The organism is Umezakia ovalisporum Ak1311 (assembly GCF_029891685.1).
Classification (GTDB): domain Bacteria; phylum Cyanobacteriota; class Cyanobacteriia; order Cyanobacteriales; family Nostocaceae; genus Umezakia; species Umezakia ovalisporum.
The window spans coordinates 54447-74192 of the sequence record NZ_JANQDJ010000027.1; the positions used below are offsets into that span (position 1 = coordinate 54447).

14 protein-coding genes and 1 tRNA gene are annotated in these 19746 nt (G+C 41.0%); 6 read left to right on the forward strand and 9 right to left on the reverse strand.

What is annotated here, in order from left to right:
* Positions 1 to 65 precede the first annotated feature (65 nt).
* From NWP25_RS04050 to NWP25_RS04070, 5 genes are all read right to left on the reverse strand, one after another.
* Positions 66 to 905, reverse strand: a complete 840-nt coding sequence (locus NWP25_RS04050; RefSeq protein ID WP_280649607.1) for a nitrate ABC transporter ATP-binding protein — start codon at positions 903 to 905, stop codon at positions 66 to 68.
* 158 nt (positions 906 to 1063) lie between these two features.
* Positions 1064 to 3055, reverse strand: coding sequence for an ABC transporter ATP-binding/substrate-binding protein (locus tag NWP25_RS04055; RefSeq protein ID WP_280649608.1), 1992 nt, complete (start codon positions 3053 to 3055; stop codon positions 1064 to 1066).
* Between the two features lie 77 nt (positions 3056 to 3132).
* Positions 3133 to 3972 (reverse strand): nitrate ABC transporter permease, encoded by an 840-nt coding sequence (gene ntrB, locus NWP25_RS04060; protein WP_280649609.1) that lies wholly within the window; start codon positions 3970 to 3972, stop codon positions 3133 to 3135.
* A gap of 58 nt (positions 3973 to 4030) precedes the next feature.
* A complete protein-coding gene (locus NWP25_RS04065; protein ID WP_280649610.1) occupies positions 4031 to 5326 on the reverse strand; it encodes a CmpA/NrtA family ABC transporter substrate-binding protein in 1296 nt (431 codons plus the stop codon).
* A gap of 43 nt (positions 5327 to 5369) precedes the next feature.
* On the reverse strand, positions 5370 to 6917 hold the full coding sequence (locus NWP25_RS04070) for a ferredoxin--nitrite reductase (protein ID WP_280656801.1): 1548 nt from the start codon (positions 6915 to 6917) through the stop codon (positions 5370 to 5372).
* Positions 6918 to 7422: 505 nt separating this feature from the next.
* On the opposite strand from NWP25_RS04070, the gene NWP25_RS04075 reads away from it, so the two are divergent.
* The 4 genes from NWP25_RS04075 to NWP25_RS04090 all read left to right on the forward strand — a co-directional run bounded on the left by NWP25_RS04075 (position 7423) and on the right by NWP25_RS04090 (position 12869).
* Positions 7423 to 9132, forward strand: coding sequence for an NAD(P)H-quinone oxidoreductase subunit 4 (locus tag NWP25_RS04075; RefSeq protein WP_280649635.1), 1710 nt, complete (start codon positions 7423 to 7425; stop codon positions 9130 to 9132).
* 161 nt (positions 9133 to 9293) lie between these two features.
* Entirely contained in the window at positions 9294 to 10607 is a 1314-nt protein-coding gene (locus NWP25_RS04080) for a HEAT repeat domain-containing protein (protein WP_280649612.1), read from the forward strand.
* 542 nt (positions 10608 to 11149) lie between these two features.
* Positions 11150 to 11914 (forward strand): hypothetical protein, encoded by a 765-nt coding sequence (locus tag NWP25_RS04085; protein WP_280649636.1) that lies wholly within the window; start codon positions 11150 to 11152, stop codon positions 11912 to 11914.
* A 340-nt stretch (positions 11915 to 12254) separates the two neighbouring features.
* Positions 12255 to 12869 carry a hypothetical protein gene (locus tag NWP25_RS04090; RefSeq protein WP_280649613.1) on the forward strand — a complete coding sequence of 205 codons (615 nt, stop codon included), beginning with the start codon at positions 12255 to 12257 and terminating at the stop codon, positions 12867 to 12869.
* A gap of 61 nt (positions 12870 to 12930) precedes the next feature.
* Here NWP25_RS04090 and NWP25_RS04095 read toward each other — a convergent pair whose 3' ends face one another.
* The 4 genes from NWP25_RS04095 to pds all read right to left on the reverse strand — a co-directional run bounded on the left by NWP25_RS04095 (position 12931) and on the right by pds (position 17013).
* Positions 12931 to 14214 (reverse strand): ABC transporter substrate-binding protein, encoded by a 1284-nt coding sequence (locus NWP25_RS04095; protein WP_280649614.1) that lies wholly within the window; start codon positions 14212 to 14214, stop codon positions 12931 to 12933.
* Positions 14215 to 14416: 202 nt separating this feature from the next.
* A tRNA-Ser gene (locus NWP25_RS04100) sits at positions 14417 to 14508 on the reverse strand.
* Between the two features lie 149 nt (positions 14509 to 14657).
* Entirely contained in the window at positions 14658 to 15590 is a 933-nt protein-coding gene (crtB, locus tag NWP25_RS04105; RefSeq protein WP_280649615.1) for a 15-cis-phytoene synthase CrtB, read from the reverse strand.
* Entirely contained in the window at positions 15574 to 17013 is a 1440-nt protein-coding gene (pds, locus tag NWP25_RS04110; RefSeq protein ID WP_280649616.1) for a 15-cis-phytoene desaturase, read from the reverse strand. The genes crtB and pds overlap by 17 nt, the downstream gene beginning before the upstream one ends.
* 522 nt (positions 17014 to 17535) lie before the next feature.
* Here pds and NWP25_RS04115 point away from each other — a divergent pair.
* Positions 17536 to 18309 (forward strand): glycosyltransferase family 2 protein, encoded by a 774-nt coding sequence (locus NWP25_RS04115; protein WP_280649637.1) that lies wholly within the window; start codon positions 17536 to 17538, stop codon positions 18307 to 18309.
* A gap of 289 nt (positions 18310 to 18598) precedes the next feature.
* Positions 18599 to 19708 carry a beta-N-acetylhexosaminidase gene (gene nagZ, locus NWP25_RS04120; RefSeq protein WP_280649617.1) on the forward strand — a complete coding sequence of 370 codons (1110 nt, stop codon included), beginning with the start codon at positions 18599 to 18601 and terminating at the stop codon, positions 19706 to 19708.
* Positions 19709 to 19746: the final 38 nt, after the last annotated feature.

Below are 19746 nucleotides of genomic sequence, written 5' to 3' on the forward strand. Positions count from 1 at the left end.
AGATTAGTATTAGGAAGCAGTTAAGAAAGAAACTAACTTCCCAATGACCAATGACCAATGACTAATCAATCTTCAGGATGAGCGTAACGACTAAACAAGAAATCTAAAGCATAGTTTCGCAAATCATAGTATTGTGGGTCTTCCATAATCAGACGACGGTTGCGGGGACGGGAGAAGGGAATATTAACGATTTCGCCAATTTTAGCTGCGGGACCATTAGTCATCATTACCAGTCGGTCTGCCAAAAATAGCGCCTCATCAATGTCATGAGTAATCATCAAAACAGTGACTTGATGTTCTTGCCAAATTTGCACTAATTCTTCTTGTAATTCTTCCTTAGTAATAGCATCTAAAGCGCCAAAAGGTTCATCAAGAATTAACATTTGTGGACGAATAGAGAGGGCGCGGGCGATGGCTACTCGTTGTTTCATTCCCCCAGAAATTTGTTTTGGTTTTTTCTCAGCCGCTTCTGTTAATCCCACCATTGCTAAATGTTCTTTAACAATGGCTCGTTTTTCGGCTGTGGTTTTTGTAGGAAATACACAATCGACAGCTAGATAAACATTATCAAACACGCTCAACCAAGGCAGCAAACAGTAATTTTGAAATACCATCATTCTGTCAGGTCCAGGTCCAGTTACTGGTTGATCTTGTAGTAGCACTACACCATCCGTAGGAGTGTTAAACCCAGACACCATATTTAAAAGAGTTGATTTACCGCACCCAGAGTGACCAATTAAGCAAATAAATTCACCTTCACTCACTTTCAGGTCAACACCATCAATTACAGTGTAGGGACCCTGAGGAGTTGGGTAAATTTTACTGACACCATCAATTACTAAAAAGTTATCTGCTTTCGAGTTGGGTAATTTATTGATTTGAGTATTTGTGTTAATTAGTTGCATAGTATAGTTCAAGTTTGGGTAATAATTAATTTGACGATGAAAAGGAAGTTTTTGTTAAACGAACCGCAGAGATACAGAGAGCACTGAGAAGTGAAGAAAGAGGCTTTTGTAATTGTTTACAAGTCTGCTTTTGCGTCTTTCCGACTGGGCGTGAGATATCAGTGAATTAATATCTCGGCAATGCGAAGTTCTCGTTTAATTTCTAAACTATTGAGATATTCTATTGGCTCGGAAGGGTTAAAAATTTTGCCATCGAACAAATGAATAGGGTCATCCCAACCAATATCTAGTAAGCCTAAATCTCTTGCCGCCGCACCAAATAAATCTGTACGACACACTCTTTCAATGATTTGTAGCCAATTTTTAGGAAATGCTACTAAGTCCCAACGCGCTAGTTGAGTCGCCATCCATAAAACTTCTGTCCGGTTGGGATAGTTGGTTTTATTCAGATAAAATTGGTTGTATGTGGTCATTTCTTCCGCTTTTGTACCGTTACCGCGCTCATAAGGACCGATGAAACCAGGACGCACATATACTGGATTGACATTTAGATATTCGGGAAGGCAAATTAAATTAAGAATTTCTTCCCGGTTGCGGAGTTCATCACAGTATCGACAAGCTTCTAACAATGCCTTAATCAAAGCTTGATAAGTGTTGGGGTACTGGTGTGCCCAATCTTCCCTTACTCCTAAAACTTTTTTCGGCTGTCCTGACCAAATTTCTAAAGCCGTCGCCGCCACAAAGCCTAAGTTTTTATGCACAGACATATAATTCCAAGGTTCACCCGCACAGTAACCATCAATATTACCGGCTTTGAGTTGGTTCACCATTTCTGTCGGTGGAATGATGCTTAAGCTAACATCGTTATCAGGATTTATCCCCCCGGCCGCCAGCCAGTAACGCAGAATTAAGTTCTGCATTGATGTGGGATGTACCACTCCCAAGGTAATGATTTGATCAGGAGCACCGTTGATTACTGCTTTGAGATCAGCAGGGTTTCTCACTCCTTGAGTGTATAACTTTTTGCTGAGGATGATAGCATTAGCATTGCGGGAAAGATTTAAAGCATTAACTATGCAAATAGGTGTTTTACCACCAGCGCCTAAAGTCATAGCTAAAGGCATTCCCGCCAGCATTTGGGCAGCATCCAATTTACCAGTAGCAACATTTTTAGCAATTTCGTTCCAGTTAGAAGCGCGAGTAAGGGTCACCTTTTCTAAGCCATATTTGGCAAAGAAACCTTTTTCATAGGCAATAATTAACGGTGCAGCATCAGTTAAAGGCATAAAGCCAAGATCTAAATTCACCTTTTCCAAGCGCCGGTCAGATATGCCCACTGAGACAGGGATTTGTTGTGCCTTGCGTTTTTTGGCTTCCTTTTGTTGGTTGAGAAAATAAATGATTTCGTTCCGCAAATGATAATAGTTGGGATGTTTGACCACTTCTAAACGTTCGCGGGGACGCGGAATTGGTACTTGAAGAATTTGCCCAATATGTGCTTCTGGACCATTGGTGAGCATAACCACGCGATCGCTCAACAAAAGCGCTTCGTCCACATCATGTGTCACCATCACACAAGTAACGTTATGTTCGTTACAAATTTTCATTAATTGTGCTTGCAAACCTCCCCTTGTCAACGCATCCAGCGCCCCAAAGGGTTCATCTAGCAGCAACAATTTAGGACGAGTGGCTAAAGCCCGGGCGATGGCTACTCGTTGTTTCATCCCCCCAGATAATTCATGAGGACGTTTATTCACCGCTAGCCGCAGTCCCACCATGTCAATATGTTCTTCCACAATGCTCCGGCGTTGAGCTTGTGCTTGATTGTGATACACTTGGTCCACAGCCAGGGCAATATTTTCCCTAACTGTTAACCAAGGCAGCAATGAGTAGTTTTGAAACACCACCATTCTATCCGGACTAGGATCTCTAATTTCTCGCCCTTCTAAGGTCACACCCCCAATACTGGCTTTATCTAAACCTGCAATAATGTTTAGCAGGGTGGATTTGCCACAGCCTGAATGTCCAATTAAAGAAATAAATTCTCCTTGTTTAATCTTTAATTGAATATTTTTGAGAGCAATATACTTGCCACCACTGGGTAAATCAAAAACACGGTCAATATGATCAATTTCAACAAAAGTAGTCATATTTAATTCGTAATTCGTAATTTTTAATTCCTATTGGGGAGAAGTCTTCTTGGCAGTTTATTTACAGTTATAAATTTCTACCTTTGTTCTGCTACAACTTTGCTAGCGATGAAAGTAACTATTTTATCTAGCAGCAAGCCAACCAAACCGACATATATTAAAGCGATGATAATTTCACTTAAATTTGTGTCTGTAGTAGTGTTGTAAGCATTCCAAATAAATGAACCAATACCGACACCACCAACTAACATTTCTGCGGCAACAATCGCTAACCAAGATAACCCAATGCCAATTCTTAACCCGGTAAATATGTACGGAATTGTCGAGGGAAAGACAATTTTGATAAAATATTTTGCCCCTCTTAAACGTAACACCCTAGCTACGTTTACATAGTCTTGGGGAATTTGTTGTACACCAACTGTGGTGTTGATAATAATCGGCCAAATAGAAGTAATAAAAATCACAAAAATAGCCGAAGGATTAGCTTGTTGAAATGCTGCTAGTGAAATTGGCAGCCATGCCAGGGGCGGTACAGTACGCAACACCTGAAAAATAGGGTCAACAGCATTATATAAAAAGCGATTAGCACCCACTATAATGCCGATAATAATACCAACAATAGCGGCTAAAGAAAATCCGATACCAACCCGTTCTAAGCTACTGATGATTTGCCAACCTAGACCTTTATCTGTTTCGCCATTATCAAAAAATGGATGAATGATAAACGGGTCAAAAGTGTCATTTAAGGTTTTGATTGGTCCAGGTAGTTCAAAACTAGGTATCAAAACCAATGATTCCCAAATTACTAGAAAAACACCTAATGCAACTAATGGCGGTAACACTTTTTCTCTAATTAATTTACTAATAGCCTGCTGCGACTTTTTGCTGTTCCAGCGACTCCCCATAATAGCTGCCATTTTTTTGCCTCACCCTTTGATTTAGTTAACTAAAAAACAATTCACTATTTAGTACAGATTAAACTTTCTTGATTTTCAAACTATTCAAATATTCTTGTGGCTTTTCTGGATCAAACTTAACACCATCAAAGAAAGTCTCAATCCCACGAGAAGTATTGCTAGGAATTTCATAATCAGGCACATTCACTGCTTTAGCTGCTTGTTTCCACAAGTCTTCTTTATTCACCTCGTTAACAATTTCCTGGATTTTTAGATCCTTGGGCAAATAGCCCCAACGAATATTTTCGGTTAAGAACCAAATATCATGACTCTGATAAGGATATGAAGCATTATCTGCCCAGAATTTCATCCGATATGCAAAGTTTTCTTTTTTGCGTCCGTCGCCATAATCAATATTGCCTTTGAACCTATCAAGAATATCGGCAACTGCAACGTTAAAGTATTTACGTCCTGAGCAGATTTTACACATTTCTTCAGTATTCTCTAATTTGTCGCACCATTGTTGTGCTTCAATAATTGCCATTAACAGTGCCTGTGCAGCGTTGGGATTTTGGTTAACCCAATCTTGCCGCATAGCAAAGGCTTTTTCTGGATGATTATTCCACAATTCACCTGTAACTAAGGCCGAATAACCAATTTCTTGGTTTACCAATTGTGCGTTCCAAGGTTCTCCCACGCAGAAAGAATCAATAGTGTTAACTTTCATATTGGCTACCATTTGTGGTGGTGGTACAGGGGATAGAACTACATCTTGGTCAGGATTGATACCACCAGCAGCTAACCAGTAGCGCATCCATAAATCGTGTGTCCCACCAGGAAAGGTCATACCAAATTTCAAAGGCTTTTGGTCGCTTTTGGCTTTAGATGCTGCTGCTTTCAAAGCTTTGCTGTCTAACTGCACATTAAACTCTTTAAACTTATTAGCAAGAGAAATACCCTGACCATTGACATTTAATCGTGCCAAAATATACATTGGTACAATTTTGCTGATGGTCATTAAGTAGGGCATGGGAGTCAGGATGTGTGCGCCATCAATTCCACCACCGCTTGAACCAATTGCCAAGTTGTCACGGGTCACAGGCCAGGATGTTTGCTTGATGACATCGACATTAGTCATGCCGTACTTAGCAAAAAAGCCTTTTTCTTTAGCGATAATTAACGGAGCAGCATCAGTTAAGGCGATAAATCCTAACTTCGCTTTGCTGGTTTCTACTGCTGGTGCGTTAGCGGAAACTTCAGTAGCAGGGTTTGTGGTTGCTGATGGAGAGTTATTAGAACAACCATGAGCCAAGATAGAAACTGCTGCTGCTGCACCTGCGGTGAAAAGAAATTGTCTTCTGGGAAAGTTTGCCATTTGCTTAGTTTTGAAGAATAAGGAATGAGGAAATATTGAAATATTAATTATGGGGTTTTGCACCAAAGTGATGAACAAGTAAATCTCGCAATACAGGCTGTAAATCTTCGCAGGGTATACCTTTGTGTAGGCGGCTTCCCAGATGTGGATCTTTGCCAACTTTGCCACCCATATAGATGTCTACCCCTTCTACGGCTTTACCATTTTTACTAGTTTTGGTCCCCATCAAGCCGATATCTGCAACTTGAGGCTGTCCACAGGAATTAGGACAACCCGTCCAATGAATTCGTACTGGACGAGTGAGGGTCAACTCAGCTTCTAAGGCTTGAACCATTTCCAAAGCGCGGTTTTTGGTTTCTATGAGAGCAAAGTTACAAAACTGTGCGCCTGTGCAAGAAACAAGGGATCTGGTCAACAAATCAGGGTTAATTGTGAACCTCTGTAGTAGAGGTTCTGTTAAAAATGTTGCTAAACGCGAATCAGGAATATTGGGAATGATCAGGTTTTGCTCAACTGTCAACCGAATTTCACTACTACCGTAAACTTCTGCCATATTGGCAATTTCAAACATATCTTTGGCATATAGCCGACCAACAGGAATATGTAAGCCTACGTAGTTTAATCCTAGTTGTTTCTGTTTATATACACCAATGTGGTCACGTTTTTCCCAGTCAATTTCGTCTTTGGCAGCTGCAGGTAACAGTGTTTTACCCAAACGCTTTTCTACTTCTGAACGGAATTTTTCTATGCCCCATTCATCAATTAGCCACATGAGGCGAGATTTAAGACGATTAGCGCGTAAACCGTGGTCACGATAAACTTCTAAAATCGCTCTACACACAGTTACCACATCTTCTGGAGACACCCAAGCATTGAGGGGAATGGCTGCCTCGCAGCGTTTAGCTGAAAAAAAGCCACCCACTAGGACGTTAAAGCCAAGGATTGAGGATGGGTAATCTTTCAAGGCTGGAACGAAAGCTAAATCGTTGATTTCTGCATGAACTGAATTGTCACGACCACCTGTGATGGCGATATTAAATTTTCGTGGTAAGTTGCTAAATTCTGGATTTCCTTGACCTTGATTGGTGAACATATCTTGAATTTGCTGCACCAATTCTCTGGTATCGAATAATTCATCTGCATCTAACCCAGCCACAGGGTCACCCGTGATATTACGGATGTTATCCATCCCTGATTGGATGCTAGTTAAACCAACTGCTTCAAATTTAGCAAAGATATCTGGTAAATCCTCTATTCTGATGCCCCGGAGTTGGATATTTTGTCTGGTAGTAATATCAGCACTACCATCATCTCCGTAACGTTGCAAGATTGTCGCTAAAGCACGCAACTGAGCGCTACTGAGAATACCATTAGGTAACCGCATCCGCATCATAAACTTGCCAGGGGTGACTGGGCGAAAAAATACACCCATCCACTTGAGGCGATGGTCGCGGTCGTTTATGTCCATTGCTTCCCAGCCTAGAGAGGCAAATTTTTCTATCTCCTTCTTGACAGCAAGCCCATCTTTTTCAGCTTTGAGTTTCTCGAACTTGTTGAGGTTGGTTTTGGTGGTAGTTACTGTGTCTGTCATGAACTAACTCTTTACGAAGAATGGAGAACTGTGGACGGTAGTTGCCAAATATCAATTAACCGGTAGTCTTTTGATTACTGGGTCTAAAAGTACGTATACTTGTTTTTGCCTGATTTCTCGTATTCAAGAGCCTTTCCAGGTGAATCATCTGCTACTCAATGAGTGGCAAAATCTAAGTCTATCGAGTTAACTCAAGTTGTGCTTAGTTGTGAAAAAGTTGTAATCTTTTGCATTTTGAGAATTTGTCAAGCAGGTTTAGTTACTGTTTATGTAACGATTTCGATACTTATGAGGTTAAGGTGAGATCATAGTTAAAATCGTATAAGGTGCTACCTTTTTTGAGTAATTTTATTTAAGATGCATCAATTCAGTGCAATTTCTGCATAAACATTCCTGAGTGCTGTATTTTGGTTAAGATCTTTTCCACAATAAATACTTGTTAAGAAATTGTTAAAAAGTTTCATACTATGAGATGATTTACAAATAAATATTTTTTCTTATTGATATAATGGCGGATCAATTTCCCTGGCTAACCGCGATTGTCATGCTACCATTCCTTGCTGCTTTGGTTATCCCCGTGTTACCCAATAAAGACGGCAAGTGGGTGAGATCCTATGCCTTGGGTGTGGGAGTTGCAGATTTGATATTGATGTCCTATACCTTTTGGCGGCATTATGATCCCAGCAATGCTGGTTTTCAAATGGAAGAAAATTATACGTGGATGCCTCAATTAGGTTTAAACTGGGCGGTTGCTGTGGATGGGTTATCAGTGCCGTTTGTACTTCTGGCTGGACTGGTGACAACACTCGCAATTTTTTCGGCTTGGCAAGTTGATCGCAGACCCGGCCTTTTCTATTTCCTGATGCTTGTACTTTATTCGGCGCAGGTAGGGGTATTTGTGGCTAAAGACTTGCTGCTGTTTTTCATCATGTGGGAAGTGGAGCTAATTCCGGTATACTTACTTATTTCCATATGGGGCGGGCAAAAGCGTCGGTACGCAGCTACAAAATTCTTGCTGTACACGGCTGCGGCTTCTATATTTATCCTTGTGGCAGGATTGGCAATGGCGCTCTACGGTGGCGGTAATATCTCTTTTGATCTGACTGCTCTCAGACTGAAGAATTACCCCTTGGGTTTAGAACTGTTGCTATATGCAGGATTACTGATTGCCTTTGGTGTGAAGTTGGCTGTGTTTCCCATGCATACTTGGTTACCTGATGCTCACGGAGAGGCTTCTTCACCAGTATCGATGATACTGGCAGGTGTGCTGCTGAAAATGGGTGGATACGGACTGATTCGCCTGAATTTGGAAATTTTTTCTGATGCACATATTTACTTTGCACCAGTTCTCGCTATTCTCGGAGTTGTCAACATTATTTATGGTGCGTTGAATTCTTTTGCTCAATCGAATATGAAGCGTCGGTTGGCTTATTCATCAATTTCTCACATGGGATTTGTACTGCTGGGTATTGCCTCTTTTACTGATTTGGGCATGAACGGGGCAATGTTGCAAATGATTTCTCACGGTTTAATCGCCTCGGTGCTGTTTTTCTTAGCCGGGGTAACTTACGATCGCACTCGCACCATGTCAATGGATGATATGGGGGGTGTTGGTCAAGTAATGCCGAAGGTATTTGCACTATTTACCATCAGTGCGATGGCTTCTTTAGCCCTTCCTGGTATGAGTGGGTTTGTGGGGGAACTCTCGGTTTTTATGGGGATAACTACCAGCGATGTCTACAGTTCTGCTTTCTGCATCATCACGGTTTTCCTCGCCGCAGTAGGAGTTGTTCTGACGCCGATTTATCTACTCAACCTGCTGCGAAAGGTATTTTATGGGACTAGTGCAGCGCTGATGTGTGATATTAATAATGGAGCTTTTGAGAATCAGGATAATGAAGGAACAGCTTGTTTTGGTACTGACTGCTTGCTGCCGAATCAAACTGTTTATAGCGATGCTAAACCTCGTGAACTGTTTATTGCTGCTTGCTTTTTAGTGTTGATTATTGGTATCGGCTTGTACCCTAAGCTGACTATGCAGATGTATGATGTCAAGACTGTGGCAGTGAATGCTCAACTTCGCCAATCTCTTATGACTATCTCCCAAACAAACCCTCATGTCTATGCTCGGGAATTGTTAGTTCCCATTATGCCAGGATTAAATACTTGGGATGATTTAGCGATAGTTACACCGACGGTGAAAGCTGTGCTGTAAGTATGGTAGCTTGATCACCTCTGTGGCTATGAAACCTCAGGCAAATGGGTAAGTCTGATTAAAAAACAGTATTAACCCTGGGTTTCTCTGATTTGTATTTTTGATTTTTGATCTAGAATTGTCTGTGTTTCAACCACGGACATGTCCATTTCAAGCAAGGAATGGTGAACAGTATCAACCAGCTTTTAGTGCAAGCACAAACAGCATATGCTGCGGCAGATTGGTCATTGTTGACTCAATATCTACAAGAATTGATTTTCACTCTAGACTCTACACAACAAGAAATAGTTAAACATCGGGAATATCTGCTGGAATTAGCGCTCTCGATTTTCGCTGCGGGGAGTTTTCAGCAACGTTGGGATGTTGCCAAAATTTTCAGGCAATTGGGAGATATCGCTATCCCGCCATTGATTGATATTCTAAAAGATGAAAATGCTGAAGAAAATTTACGTTGGTATGCGGCTCGCACTTTAGCCGAGTTTGACCACCCAGATGTCATAGTATCTTTGGTGGATTTGCTGAAAACTACTGAAAATGAAGAACTCAAAGCTCTAGCAGCATCAGCATTGGGGCAAATGGGTACTACGGCAATTACAGTACTGACTCCACTTCTCGCTGAGGAAGAAACAAAACTTTTAGCAGTGCGATCGCTTGCTTATATTGGTACTAAGGAAAGTATTACACCTCTGTTGAGTGTTGTCCAAGATTCCCAAGCAGCAGTCCGCACCACGGCCTTAGAAGCCCTGAGTAGTTTTCATGACGAAGATGTACTACCAGCATTATTAAATGCTTTAGATGATGTTGCAGCTACAGTCAGACGTGCAGCTGTGCTGGGTTTGGGTTTTCGCCGTGATTTATCTATAGAATTGGATTTAGTAGCGAGATTGCAACCGAGGTTGTTTGATTTTAATCTTGACGTTTGTTGTGCAGCAGCCATGGCTCTTTCCCGCATGGGTAGTGATGCGGCTGCGAAACATTTATTTGAGGTGTTAATTTCACCCAATACACCATTTGAGCTACAATTACAAGTCATCCGCGCTTTAATGTGGGTGGAAACTTTATCTGGTTTGACATATTTGCACCAAGCACTTGATCAAAGTACATCAGAAATACTATGGCAAGAAATGATTACGGTTTTAGGACAAGTGCAAAACCCGCAATTAATCACACCAGCTGCAGAAATTCTGTTGGATGTTTTGCAGTCACAGCATTTAGGCACATTTGCAAATGCTGTTCAGGCTAAGATTAAAAGTTTGATCGCTCTCGGTTTAGGGGAATTAGGAAATAACCAAGCTGTTGAACCATTAATTTTATTATTGGCAGATGACAGTCAAGTTGTCAGATTAAATGCGATGGCCGCACTAAAAAAACTGGATAAAGAACTGGTATATCAACAGTTACAGGAATTAGCCAATAATTTGACTCTCACACCAGACTTGCAACAACGAGTAACCATCGCCCTTGCAGAATGGTAACACATTAAAAAAATCTCCCACTGCTTAAAAATTGCAGAGAGGAGATTTACAGTTAAAGTTCGTCAGGTGATCGGAATAGATATTTATTTAGTATTAATCACTAGTAATTTAATTCCTCCCAAAGATAGATAAATATTACTTGAATATTTTCATCAATTTTTATTCTTCCCAGGATAGTTGAACTCAGTGGTGATGAAGAAGAAAGTATAAAAAGTCAGGAAGAATCTGGATGAAAACTTGCATAGTCAAAGGGCGAACGCCGATGTTTTTTCAATTTCATTATCCATAAATAAGCAACTTTCAAGCCACCATCAGCAAATTCCCTCAACTCATCCAGTGCCATTGTGCAAAGGGCAGTGCCGGAGGCAATCGCTTATTATCAGCTGATTTCTGCTACCTAGTACCCAGTATTTTCATCAAGACTTATGTCTAGTTAAGGATGTAATAACTGATTTTCTGATGTTAAAGTTTGAATATCGTCAAATTTGTTTGAATCACAACCAGAAAATGTCGATGGCAACAATATTACGTTAGGAGTGAATGTGAATACTATTTTTATCGTCTTCGACGCGCTACGTGAAAGCAAAAGTTTATTTTACTTACCCGGTGTAGTTGCTCTAACAGTTTTGAGTAATGGTTTGTCTGCCGTTGCTGAAACAGTAGATATTCAACCGCTGACTAAATCTTGTGTAAATACAACATCTATAGATGATATTAAATTACACCAGTTTGCCTACGCTAATACTCAAAAAGTTGCTGATGGAACACTCACACCTGTACCAGGAACAGCAATAACTTCATCAGCAGCCCTGATTTCCGAATCCAAACCCACTGCTCAATTTTCTCCTACTCAGGTAGCACAAGCGGATATTAGTTTGGGTCAACCTACTCGTGGTGGCAGAAGCTATATTGGTGTTGCCGGTAATATTGGTTTAGGTGGCGGTGACTCATCTTTAGGTGACGGTAATTTTGCAGTCATGGGTAAAGTGGGAGTGACAAATACCTTATCGATCAGACCCGCAGCAGTATTTGGTAACAACACTACAATTATGGTTCCCATCACCTATGACTTCAGCTTACAACAGGCTGATCCATTTGACGAACCCTTAGCGATCGCGCCTTATGTTGGAGCAGGTGCAGCTATTAGAACTGGTAATGATTCAAAAACAGCCTTGTTGGTATCTGGTGGTATTGATTTTCCTTTAACTCCTCGATTCACTGCTACAGCTGCGGTGAATGCTGGATTTTTTGACGAGACTGATGTCGGTTTGTTATTAGGAGTTGGTTACAATTTTTCTGGTTTTTAATGACATAATGTGAAACATAAAAGGCGAAGTTAACAATAACTTTTGCCTTTTACATTTCGCAAGTTTAACAATGTAGAAAAGATGATTTAACTGAATTAATAGTTATATTAATAACATCTTGAATATCATATGAAATATATATTTTTTATCTTGATATGGGCAGCTAAATTATGTCATAATACTCAAAATATTAACTATCAGAGCTAACCTGCCAAAATTAACAAAGCTGCTTCCCACAGAATATAACAGTCTAAGTTTAGATCTAGTATTGCTTTTGGTAAAAATTATTTCAGTTTAAATAATACACAGGAAATCTTGGACAAAACTAGAGTTGATATATATGAATAAACCAGATCAAATAACCGATAATAAGACAAATTTTCTGGTAGAAAAGCAAAAAGAAGAAGAAGTTATGCATGATGTTCTTCTATTGTTGCAAAATTTAATTTCTAGAGAAGAAACTACAGTGAAGTTAGTATTAGATTCTCTATATGATGTAGGGTCAATTAATTTAATTAACCACAAGTTTCGCTCTGGAACTCTCAATACAACTTTGAAATTCATTTCCAGGACATCCAAGCCAATATTTAGAATTTTTGCTTGGCGGTGGTTTAAAAATAATGGTTCTCAATTAATCACTAACTGGCTAGCAAGCAAGGTTACTTTTACAACTAAAGAGAAACCAAAACCACAATTGGTTCTGGAACATCCGGAGATCAAGATTAATTCTGTTACCAAGCCTCAATATCAGCTTCAAGAAGTGAAACATCTGCGCTCTCAAGTAACATTGCTCACTGGTATTCTGGCGGGAGTTGTAACTATGTTAGGTGGTAGCTTTGTGTGGTTAGGTTATTCTCTGGAGCGATCGCATATGCAAAGAATTGTAGAATTGCAAACCCAGGTTAAAACTTTAGAAGCCAGTGTGAATGAGCCTGAATCAAAATTTGAGAATTAATTTGCCGAACTTGATGTGAAGAGGGGAAATTATAGCCCACAAACGTGGGCCGTGGAAGTTGTTATTGTGGATTAGGACTAACTTTGTCAATCACCTCAATTTTGCCATCTGGTGTTACAGTCCAAACATCGTATACACCGACAACATCACCATTAGCATCAACATCAACGTTACCGCTTGCGCCTTGGTAATTAATATCTTCACCTTCTCGGAGTAACTTCAGCCCTTCGCAGACATCAGTAACTTCTGTACCAGGCTCATTAGCAACTTCACGGACTTTTTGAGAAATACCAACCCCCGTGTTTTCCTGGGCGGCTTGTGCAGCAAGTACCAATAAAGCAGCTGCATCCCAAGCTTGGGGAGCATATTCCCCTGGTGAACCGCCTTTTTTCTCTTGCCACAGCTTGTTAAAATCAGCTAATGCTTTACCATTAGAACCTGGCACTGTACCCAAGGCGCCAGTGAGGAGATATTTACTGTCGCTACCTTTACCTACTTGGTCAGGGAAAGTGGGTGATTTGACTCCATCTGTGAGGAGAATTTGCACACCTTCTGTCAAACCTTGCTGATAAGCCGTTTTGAGGAGGAGACTACCAGTTTCAGCGTAAAGCACGGCTATGACTGCATCTGGCTTGTCAGCAAAAGCTGCTGCTGCTTCAGTATCAAATGTTTGAGCTTTGGGGTCGTAGCGGACAGGCTTATTTTTATTAATTACAGTTCCACCCAATTTTTCAAAAGCTTCTACAAATGCTTTTTCAAAGCCAACCCCATAGTCATTATTAATGACAACTGTAGAAACTCGCTTATAACCTTTTTGATTAGCTAGTTGAGCTAATGCTAATGCTTGGTAGGTGTCAGGAGGAGCGGTACGTGCCCAAAAGCCTTTAAAGTCTCCCTTTTGTGCCTTTTCTGTAAAAACTGGACTGGTACTACCAGGAGAAATTATCATGACTTGATTAGGTACAGCAACTGAGACAGCAGCAGTAGAAACACTGCTAGCAAAGGAACCAACTACGCCAGCTACTTTATCCAAAGTTGCCAATTTAGTCATCCCAGCCGCACCAGATCGAGGATCGGTTTGGTCGTCTACTTCCACTAGGGTAACTGGTTGGCTATTAACGCCCTCACAAGCGTTAACAGTTTCCACTAGCAAAGGAATTGAACCTACCATTTGCTGTCCGATAGAAGCTAAGTCACCTGTTGTTGGTAGTAGAGTACCAATTTTTAATCCTTGACTACTATTAGTTGTGCTATTGGTGTTGTTAGCATTTTCGCAAGCACCTAGGAGAAAACCGGCTGCTAGACTAGCTATACTCAATGCTAAAGCAGTGTTAATTCTTGGCATAGTTTACTTTTACTCCTGAAATATTTAGGAGTCTAAAAGTAAGATTCAAACTAGGTTGTTAGTTAGCCCAATCTTAAAAGACTCCAAAGGATAAATCATAGCATCTACCTAGGGGAGTACAACTGTTTACTGATACATTAATATCTGTTTGAATGTGACAACAACAGGCAAACCCTAGTTGCTCATGTTGAAAGGTTTGAAACGGAGAGGGAGGGATTCGAACCCTCGGTACGGAGTTACCAACCGTACAACAGATTAGCAATCTGTCGCTTTCGACCACTCAGCCACCTCTCCAGATGGGCTACAGATAATGATAATAGCAAACTTCTTTGAGTTAGTCAACTGCAAAAATTTGAGATTTGAGTTTTGTCAGAAATTGGGGCTTGCGCCCCGTCGCTATCCATCCCCACCGCATAAGCGGATGGGGAATTCGGGGAGGTTGGTTAAAGTACTTGCGATCGCATCCACGCCACTGGCAAAGAACATAATTTTTGCCATTGAGGTACGTAGGCACGACGAGTAAACACGTTGTAATCGTTGCGTTCAATTATAGTTAAAATGCGACTGTAATGCATGAGAGCGGCCCATACAGGCCAACGGGCATCAGTAGACAAGTAAGTAATACCTTTTTGGGCCTTGGTATAAAACTCTCTGGCTCTATTAATTTGAAACCGCATTAGGGAGCGCCAGCGATCATCTACTACACCTTTAAATAAATCTTCCTCGGTGTAATTAAATCGCGCCAAATCCTCCAAAGGAATATAAATTCGTCCACGTCGTGCATCTTCTCCCACATCTCTGAGGATATTGGTGAGTTGCTTGGCAATTCCCAAGGCAATTTCTTCAGCACTTGGCACATAAGGCTGTTGTTCACAGTTCCACGGGGCTGTGTTTTTGGTTTCATCCAATCCCATGACTGACGTTGACATTAAGCCCACAGTACCAGCGACGCGGTAACAGTATAGATATAAATCCTCAAAGGTTTCGTAGCGACTGCGATATAAATCCATGTGCTGGCCAGCAATCATGTCCCGGAAGGGCTGAATGTCGATTGGAAAGCGTCGAACAGTATCCGCTAAAGCTACATCATAATTTTCTACTGGGTTTCCAGCAAAAATTGATTCCAGCTGCTGTTCCCATAAATCTAGGGTTTTGGGGGTAGTCATGGCAGATCCAGGGCCATCTACCAGTTCATCTGTGCGGCGACACCAAGCGTAAATCGCCCAAATAGCTGGACGTTTTTCTTCGCTCAGGAGCAAAGTGCTTAGGTAAAAGGTCGCGGAGTACTTGGCTATAAGTTGCCGACAAAGTTTGTAAGACTCGTCTACAGAGACCAGCGTTTTCATGCGCGGAGGGGAATCAGGCAGTTGCAGCATTCGTTGCGGGCGGTCGGGTTGGCGTTTGCAGGGTTGAAGAATTTGCTACCGGGAGTGCTTCAGAGATTGCCTGCGCTGTCAGCTTACCAGAAAGTACAGCACCTTCCATACTGGCTAAGTAGCGTTGCATGGTGTAATCCCCAGTCAAATAAAAGTTAGTTATGGGGGTTTTCTGAGAGGGGCGATACTGTTGACGACCAGGAGTCGCTTTGTAAACTGAACGCGGTGTTTTCACTACATGGTATTTCAACAATTGCGCTGGATTTTCTCCTCCAAAATGGTTGGGGAAGAGTTTTTCCAACTCAACAATAGTTGCGGTAACAATTTCCTCATCTGATTTTGTGATCCAATCTTTTGCCGGAGCTAACACTAATTCCAGCATCGAGCGATCAGGATTAGCATATTCACGACAAGTATTACTCATATCAGCATAAACGCTGAGGAGGGGCGATCGGGAAAATAGCAGGTGATCAATTTTTGTTAATTTACGATCAAACCACAAATGTACGTTAATTACAGGTACGCCTTCTAGCCCTTCTAGCTTCTGGAAGAACTCCAGCTGCTGCCAAGCTTCTGGTAGCATCACCTTAAGGGGGTCAACTGGCATAGCGGATACGTACAAATCAGCCGTAAAGACTTCATCTTCTGCCCCATTTAACCCTCTGAGTAAAAATCCTTTCACAGTACCATCAGGGTTCAGCAAAATTTCTTTTAATGGTGCATTCAGGCGCACCTCACCACCGCCCTCGGTGATGTAGTCTACTATGGGCTGACACAAGCGTTCCGTTGGTGAACCATCTAAAAACGCCATTTTTGAGCCATTTTTTTCTTGGAGAAAGCGATTCAGGGCAGTTAGCAAGATGGTAGCAGAAATTTCATCTGGGCCGATAAAGTTGAGTGACTTGCACATGGCAATAAAAACTTCTTTATTCACCCGTTCAGGAATGTTTTGCTTACGCAACCACTCTGTCCAAGAGTATTGATCCATTTCCTCAACGTACTTCTGCCCCTGAACCATTGCCGGAATTAGACCTAATCCAAATTTAATTTTTTCCGGCCATGTCAGCATGTCGTTGTTTCTCAGAATTGCCATCACACCATTGAACGGAGCTGGTAAATCTGGAAAATCGAAACGGCTGTAAGTTCCTGGCGCTTCGGGCTGGTTGAAGATCATTGTGTGTTCTTTCCACTGCAATCGATCTTCAATATTTAACTCTTTAAATAGTTGCAGCATATTGGGATATGCGCCAAAAAAAATGTGTAAACCCGTTTCGTACCAGTCTCCATCAGAGTCTTGCCACGCAGCCACCTTGCCACCCAATACATCCCGGCGCTCCAAGACAATGGGAGTGTGACCTGCGTCTGTGAGATATTTCGCGCAGGATAACCCTGCTAGACCAGCACCCGCGATCGCTACTCGCATTTAAACTTACTGCCTTCCAATATTTTTTGATCGTTTTGTCGTTCTCATTATACGTTGCAATCCGTTACATTTGGCAGGGATTATGCCACCCCTTGTTCAAAAACTTCTCTGCCAGGCAACTTGATTATGATACACAAACAACAGCACACCCCCGGTATCATTACCACTTCAGTAATTCATCCTGTGGATGTGAGGCAAGATTTTTGTTTCCATCCCACTTAACCAGATTACTGTCATTACCGATTTTCGCGACTTAGCAGTTAAAAATAATTTTCCACCACTGTATCTCCTACACCAAGGACACTCTACGCAAATTAGTAGGTGTCCATAGAAATCACTACTATAACCCAGATTGCATTTATTTGATGGTAATTATTTGACTGATTGCTGAAAAATTGACAAATTTTTGCTTATCTATGCTATCCAAATAACAAGACTCAATTAAGAACTAGATCAATTATCTCATCTCCTATGGCGACATCTACTGCAGAGAATTCCTTTAATTCTAATGAAATGGTATCGATGTTAAAACAGATTACGCCTGTGATTCTGACTTACAATGAAGCAGCGAATATTGAGCGTACCCTCCAACAACTTTTTTGGGCTAAAAAAATCATAGTTGTTGATAGCTATAGTACCGATACAACCTTAGAAATTCTCAACTCCTATTCCCAAGTAGAAGTATTTAAACGTAAATTTGATACCCACGGTCAACAATGGAACTATGGCTTAGAGCAAGTCAAATCTCCTTGGGTACTTTCTTTGGATGCAGATTATGTAGTTACAGATGATTTAATCTCTGAAATGGCAGCTTTACCTGTGGATGGAGAAATTGATGGCTACTTTGTCAAGTTCAATTACTGTGTGTTGGGCAAACCTGTTCGCAAAACCAGAATACTTCCTCCACGTCAAGTTTTGTTTAAAAAAAGCAAAGCCACTTACATTGATGATGGACATACACAGGTTTTACAATTGACTGGTAAATCAGCGTTACTCTCTAGCTATCTGTACCACGATGATCGTAAATCGTTTAGTCGTTGGTTATGGTCACAGGAACGCTACACAGTGTTAGAAGCCAAGAAAATACTAGAAACTCCCGTCAACGAACTTGATTGGGTTGATCGAATCCGGAGAAAAAAAATCTTGGCTCCTGGGATGGTTTTTTTCTATTGTTTGATTATTGAAGGGTGGATTTTCAATGGTTGGCATGGTTGGTATTACGTATTCCATCGCGTTCTAGCAGAAACTATTCTGGCAATTCGGCTTATTGAAGCAGAGAAATTAAAAAATCAGTAAAATCATGCTACTTTAATTAGGTATCAATTCCTGGCATTGGCAACACACATCAAAATTAATGCAGCCTAGATGCGAACCGGGTTTATGCCTGATTACTTCTGAGCTATAGGCTTAAGAAAGCGAATTTTTACAAAAAATAAAGTATTGGATTGTATCAGGTTTTGCTCATATAGTAATCTTCCCAAGGAATAAACATGTATATAAAAAACAGCTTTTTAACTGCTATTACCTCCTGAGCAGGATTTGTTTGTTAATTAATCATTTGTTAATGAATCACAGGTCAAGCATTATGGCAACATCTCAACAGCTAGAAAGCTTTGGACGTCACTTAATAGTTGGTGTTTCTGGTACTTCATTAAGTGATGATGATAAACGCATCCTGAGTGAATTAAAACCAGCTGGAGTAATATTTTTCGCTAAAAACTTTCTGGATGGTCATCGTTATGAAGTTTGGCTGGAAAACTTTAAGGAGCTAAACGAGCAAATCAAAAAATATACTGAACGTGATTCCATGTTTATGACATTAGATCACGAAGGGGGAAGGGTAGTTCGGACACCTCCACCAATTACCCGCTTTCCCTATGCTTTATTATTGCCAGAGACAAAAACAGGAAAAAGCTTATCGTCAGTACGTCAAGTAGCAACAGCTACTGGTATAGAATTAAAATCCTTGGGAATAAATTTGTCTTGGTCTCCTGTAGCAGATATTTTTTCCCATGCTCAAAATCCGATTATCGGGCCTCGTGCCTTTGGTCGCACCCCAGAAACAACAGCTGAAGCGGTGCGTGAATACTATCAAGGACTACAGGAAGCAGGAATATTAGGATGTGCTAAACATTTTCCTGGACATGGAGACACCAGCAAAGACTCTCATATTGAATTACCAATACTCAACCTCTCCTTAGAAGACCTGCGGAAACGAGAACTGATACCATTTCAAGTACTCATAGCCGAGGAAATTCCTTTAGTCATGACAGCTCACATTTTATTCCCCAAGATAGATGCGTATTTGCCGGCAACACTTTCTCCAGGGATTCTCAAGAGCATACTCAGGGAAGAATTGGGCTTTAAAGGAGTGATTGTATCTGACGACCTAGATATGAAAGCTGTGTCAGATATGTTTACCCATGCCGGTACCGTAGCACGCGCCTTTAATGCTGGCTGTGACTTATTTATCGTTTCCCGTAATATTGATTCAATATCTATTGAGAGTACCTATGGGATGGCTGAAGATTTTGTTAATTCCTTAACTGATGGTAGCTTAGACCAATCAGTTGTAGCCGCAGCCAAAGAAAGAATTGACAAATTACTAGCAATCACCCCCCAATATATGATCCATACCTTGGAGCAAGATATACTCAAACAACACGCTGAATTAGCGATCGCTTGTGCCTATTAGGGAAAATTAGACTGTCTGAAAATACACTCTAACTAACT